General features: G+C 56.0%; 1 protein-coding gene. It reads left to right on the forward strand.

Annotated features, from left to right (window positions below; all coding sequences use genetic code 11):
* The coding region (locus OGW13_RS00005) for an autotransporter outer membrane beta-barrel domain-containing protein (protein ID WP_287115445.1) at positions 1–232 on the forward strand (232 nt) is incomplete at both ends.

Raw genomic sequence — 232 nt, forward strand, 5'->3', positions numbered from 1 at the left:
TCAGCGGCTACAGCGCCGGTCTGTACGGCACCTGGTATGCCAACGACGCCGATAAAACCGGTGCGTATGTCGATGGCTGGCTGCTCTACAACTGGTTTGATAACACCGTGTCCGGACAGGGTCTGGCGTCTGAAAAGTATGATTCAGACGGCATCACCGCCTCTGTCGAAACAGGCTACACCTGGAAACTGGCCGAATTCAGCGAGCGTAACGCGCTGTACATCCAGCCTAA

The organism is Citrobacter sp. Ca225 (assembly GCF_030337175.1).
GTDB lineage: Bacteria > Pseudomonadota > Gammaproteobacteria > Enterobacterales > Enterobacteriaceae > Citrobacter_A > Citrobacter_A amalonaticus.